3 protein-coding genes and 2 riboswitches are annotated in these 4,996 nt (G+C 77.1%); of the genes, 1 reads left to right on the forward strand and 2 read right to left on the reverse strand.

Features of this window, described 5'->3' with window-relative positions; genetic code table 11:
• On the reverse strand, positions 1 to 1,185 hold a 1,185-nt coding region (locus PAI11_RS10435), incomplete at its 3' end, for a prenyltransferase/squalene oxidase repeat-containing protein (RefSeq protein ID WP_211656580.1).
• Positions 1,186 to 1,204: 19 nt separating this feature from the next.
• Entirely contained in the window at positions 1,205 to 2,836 is a 1,632-nt protein-coding gene (locus tag PAI11_RS24235; protein ID WP_007574080.1) for a hypothetical protein, read from the reverse strand.
• Between the two features lie 29 nt (positions 2,837 to 2,865).
• A riboswitch (cobalamin riboswitch) is annotated at positions 2,866 to 3,041 on the reverse strand.
• A gap of 99 nt (positions 3,042 to 3,140) precedes the next feature.
• Positions 3,141 to 3,321: riboswitch (cobalamin riboswitch) on the forward strand.
• A gap of 81 nt (positions 3,322 to 3,402) precedes the next feature.
• Between PAI11_RS24235 and PAI11_RS26260 the strand changes: the two genes are divergently transcribed.
• A partial coding sequence (locus PAI11_RS26260) for a prenyltransferase/squalene oxidase repeat-containing protein (RefSeq protein ID WP_050897201.1) occupies positions 3,403 to 4,996 on the forward strand: 1,594 nt, incomplete at its 3' end.

The following is a 4,996-nucleotide window of genomic DNA, read 5'->3' on the forward strand; positions in this document are numbered from 1 at the left end:
TTGCGCCCGCCGCCGCTCCCGCGCCTGCGCCTGCGCCTGCCGCTGTCGCCGGACGGCGGCCGCCCGCGGCGGGGCCGGCACCGGCCACGGGTGGCCGGCGAACGCCGGGGCGGCGTAGGCGGTCATCCAGGTCGGGTTCATGTCGGCGCTGCGCTTCCAGCGGATGCTGCCGTCGCGTCGCTGCAGCGAGGCGAGGAAGTCGAGCGGGTCGCGGCCGCCGCTCCGCCAGCTCCGCGGGTCGATCCCGGCCGCCCAGAGCGCCTGCACGACCCACGGCGTCGTCCCCGCGTTCGATTCGCCGGGCGCGGCCGAGAAGCTCCAGCCGCCGTCCCGCTGCTGGTGCGCCCGCAGCCAGTCGAGCGCGCCGCGGACGGCGGCGCCGGCGCAGCGGCCCGCCACGCACAGGGCCTGGATCGCCGCGCCCGTCATGTCGACGTCGGTCGGTCCGCCGGCGCGGGTCGCGGGCCAGGTGCCGTCGCGGCGCTGCATCGCCTCGATCGCCACGGCGGCGCGGCCGATCGCGGGCGCCAGCCGCCGGTCGCCGACGCCGGAGAGGAAGAAGACGGCGAAGATCGTGTCGTTGACCCCGGGGCTGCGGCCGGTCGCGGTGTGCGGGAACCACCCGGGCGGGACCTGGATCGGCTGCCCGTCCGGCCCGCTGCCCGCGAACGTCGTGGCGCCCTGGCGCGCCAGCAGCGGGGTGACGTAGTCGCGGCCGCCGAACCGGCGCGGGTCGAGCCCGGCGGCGTTGGCCAGCATCCCGATCCGCTCCAGCTCGGTCGTCAGCCACTGGCCGTCGGAGCCGGTGCTGACCGGGCCCTTGCGCGCGACGTAGTCGGCCAGCGACCGGCGGCCGCCGGGGATCCGCTGGTCCTGGGGGTTGATGCCGGCGGCGGCCAGCCCGATCCCGACCCAGGCGCTGAACCCGGGATCGGACGGCGCGCCCGGCTGCCCGCCGTAGCCGCCATCGTCGTTCTGCGTGTCCTGGAGGAACCGGACCAGGTCGTCGAGGCGCCCGCGGTTGCGGCCGTCCAGCCGCGGGGGCGCGGCGCTGGCGCTGGCGGCCAGGCCGAGCGGGCCGTCGCCGCCGGCCGTGCCGCCGCCCGCGAGGGCCGCCGCCCCGCAGAGCAGCGCGACCAGCAGCAGCGCCACCGCCACCCCGGTCCCTCCCCGGCGCTCCCGCATCACGCTCCCGGCCCGCGGCTCAGGGCCGCGCGGCCACCCCGTCGACGGCGACGGTCCCCGAGAGGACCCGAACCCGGACCTCGCCGGCCGCCGTCCGGCGCCGGCCGGAGACGAAGATCGTGCGGCCATCGCGGCGTCCGGGCACGGTCAGCCGCTGGACCCGCCGTCCGACCCGCAGCTCGATCCGCGCCGCGCGCCGGGCAGCGCGAACCACCAGGGTCGGACGGCCGGCGGCGAGCCGCGTGCGGAGCGTGGCGCCGCGCGACAGGCGGGTGACGGTCAGCCGCCACGCTCGCGGGTCCGCCACGCGCGACAGGCGACCGCCGAACCGCAGCTGGCGGACGCGATCGTCGCGCGGCACGACGACCTCGCCGACCGTGCGGAGCGACGTCCGGCCCGACGCCGCGACGAACCGGACGCGCAGCTGCGACGTCCGCGCGATCGGCAGGTCGAGCAGGGCGGTGGTCTGCGTCGTCCCGCTGGCCTGGCGCGTCCAGCGGGCGCCGCGAACGCCGCGCAAGCGCGACTCGATCGTCCACGAGCGCAGGCCGGAGCCCGCCGACAGGACCTCCCAGCGGACGCCGACCAGACCGGTCGGGTTGCCGTCGGCGGTGATCCGGGGGGCCGACAGGCGAACGTCGCCGACGGCGACCGGCGCGCTCTCGCCCGGGCCATCCACCAGCGAGCCGCCGCCCCCGCCGCCACTCGAATCCTTCGGCGGCTCGGGGACGCTCGGCGGCGGCGGGGTCCGCGTGCGGGCGTCGGCCGGCAGCGGGCCGCAGTCGGCCTGGCCGGGCGCCCGCACGCAGACGTCGAGCCGGTTCGACCGGACGGCGCCGGCCCGCTCGGCCTTGATCCGCTTCCAGCCCGGCGTCGACCAGCTCAGGGTCGTGCGCCCGTCGGCCCCGGTGATCTTGGTGGCGGGGTCGCTGCGCAGCACGGTCTGGAAGCCGTTGGCGGCGGTCGCGACCGGCGACACGCCGACGCCGGCCTGGTCGCCGTAGCCGCCGGCGCCGCCGACCTCGCCCGACGAGACCTTGCCGACCACGTGGACCGCGAGCGGCTGGCCGACGTCGACCGTGAACGACTGCCTGACCGGCGCGGTGCTCGGCCCGCCCTCGACGGCGGCGGTCGGCTCGCCGATCCCGGTCGGACCGTCGAGCCGCAGGACCGGGCGCTCGTTGAACGCGTCGTAGACCCAGAGCGCCAGGTCGGCGGCGTTCAGCCGGTACTGGCAGCCGCCGACGGACGTGTAGACGCCGTTGACGAGGATCCCCCAGTAGGCGTTGTCGTCCTCGCTCTGGAAGTCCGGCCCGAGGCGGGTCAGGAAGTAGTCGTCGAAGCCCGGGTACCACTTGGCGTCGAAGTCCTGCCCGGCGATCGCCATCCCGTCGACAGCGGTCGCGGTCGGCGTCGGGCCGGCGGTCGGGTGGGCGCCGTTGTTGGTCCCGTCGCAGCGGCGGCCGCGCGCGTCGGACGCGGCCCTGATCGCGTGGCCGTCGGCCAGGATCGGGCCCTCGAAGAGGGTGGCGGAGCGCCCCTCGACGCGGGACAGGACCGTCGTCGGAGCGGCCCCGGCCGGGACGGTCGCGACGAGCGCGACGGTGATCGATGTGGCGACGGCGACGAGCGCCGACCTGCTGCGTGGCATCTGTCCTCCCCCAATCCCCGAGGGGTGATTCGACGTTGCCGGATCGGGCAGGTCTCCTGGCTCACGAGTCCGGTCGACCGCGCCTTCCCGGGGCCTGGGCCCCAGTGGCTGCACCGCGTGCGTGCGGTCGACCTGTCGCTCACAGTGGCGGGTCCGCGCCGGTCTTGCACCGGACTTCCCTTCACCACGATCCGCTATTGCGTGTTGCCGGCGACGGTAGCACGGCGTTCCCCGGACGCCGCGCCGTCGCGCTTGGCCCGCTGCGCTCTGGAGACCTGCCGTCCGCGGCGGGCGACCCCGCGAATCGGCGGATCTCGGCTAAGGTCCGCCCCGTCACGGCGTGGGGAACTCCGGTGAGAGACCGGGGCTGACGCGCAGCGGTATGGGTGACGAGCGGCTCTCAGCGCCACTGGACCTCGGTCCGGGAAGGCGGGCCGCGAGGACGATCCCGAGCCCGAACATCCGGCCGTGGCCCGTACATCCACCCCGTCTCGCGTCCAGACGGCCGGAGTCGCGCCCTGCGTGTCGCCGTCGTCGGGAAGGACGGGCCGATCCAGGAGACCGACATGCACCACCGGTGCACCCGGCGACCCTCAACGGTCGCCACGTTCCGCCGCAGCGCCCTCGCCGCGGCCACCGCCCTCGCCGTCGCCGCGCTGCCCGCCGGCGCCGGCGCCGCCACCCCCGCTCAGGTCCAGTCCGCGGTCACCAGCGGCAGCAGCTGGATCCGGGCCCAGCAGCACGTCGCCAGCGGCGAGATCCCCGGCTTCGGCGGCGACTGGTCGCTGAGCGCCCTGGCCGCCGCCGGGATCGCCGCGAGCGACGTCCGCGGTCCCGCCGCCGGCGCCCCGAGCGCCCAGGACTTCCACCTGGCCCAGTGGACCACCGGCAGCGACGACCGCTCGCTCGACTGGACCGCGCCCTCCGACGGCCCGAACGGCCGGCCGGCGACCGACTACGAGCGCGCGCTGCTGCTGGCGCACGCGGCCGGCCTGCAGCCGAGCAGGCTGTCGGAGCGGCAGAACCTCGTCGCCCAGCTCGCCGGCGTCTACCGCAACCGGCCCGCGACGCCGGACCCGGCCGGCCAGGGCCTGACCGAGGGCTCGTTCGGCAGCCCGGCGCTGTTCAACGGCACCGTCTTCGGCGCCCTGGCGATGGCGAAGACGAAGGCTCCCGCGACGCTGCTGACCCGGATCGGCCGCACGATCCGCAGCAACCAGCACGCGGACGGCGGCTGGACCTACCAGCGGGTCCGCACCGAGGCCGACCGCGGCCGGGCCAGCGACATCGACATGACCGGCGCCGGCCTGGCGGCCCTCTGCGCGACCGGCGCCGCCGCCGACGATCCCGACGTCGTCCGCGCGGCGGGCTTCCTCAGGGGCAAGCTCGATCCGGCCAGCGGCGGCTTCTCGGCGATGTTCGGATCGAACACCGACTCCAACGCCTGGGTCGTGCAGGGGCTCAACGAGTGCGGGATCGACGCCTCGACCTGGTCGACCAGCGGCGGCAAGACGCCGATCGACTTCCTGCTCGACCAGCAGCGCACGACCGGTCCGAACGCCGGCAGCTTCAAGTACCTGCCGAGCGAGGGCGTCGACGGTCCGCCGAACCTCTACGCCAGCCAGGACGCGCTGCGGGCGCTCGCCGGCGGCGGCTTCACGGCCGATCCCCCGGCACCCGCGGGCGGCGGGCCAGCCGTGCGCCCGGCGCCCGACGTCGCGGCCGGGACGGTGGTGCCGCTGGCGCTGGTGGTCGACGCAGGGACCGTCGACGGCGACCGCGACGTCCGCTTCTGCCGGGTCGACGCCCCGGTCGGCATCGGCGTGGCCGCGCTGCTGGAGACGGCGGCCAGCAGCGCCCGCCCGGCCGGCTGCGTGACCGCGCTGTCGGTGCGGGACGGTGACGTGCAGGCCCTGAACGGCGTCGCGAACGACGGCCAGCGGCGCTGGAACGTGCGGCTCGACGGCGGCGCCCTCCACCGCGCGAGCGGGCGTCCGGTCGGCTTCGGCCAGCTGGTCGCGCTCGAGCTGGGCGCCGACCCCGGTCCCGAGCCGGGCGACGACACAACGCCGACCGTCCCGACCACGCCGGACGCGCCGGCGGGGCCGGACGCGCCGAGGGGGCCGGCGCGGGCCACCGCCCCGGGCGCGACGTTGCGCG

Source organism: Patulibacter medicamentivorans (genome assembly GCF_000240225.1).
Classification (GTDB): Bacteria; Actinomycetota; Thermoleophilia; order Solirubrobacterales; family Solirubrobacteraceae; genus Patulibacter; species Patulibacter medicamentivorans.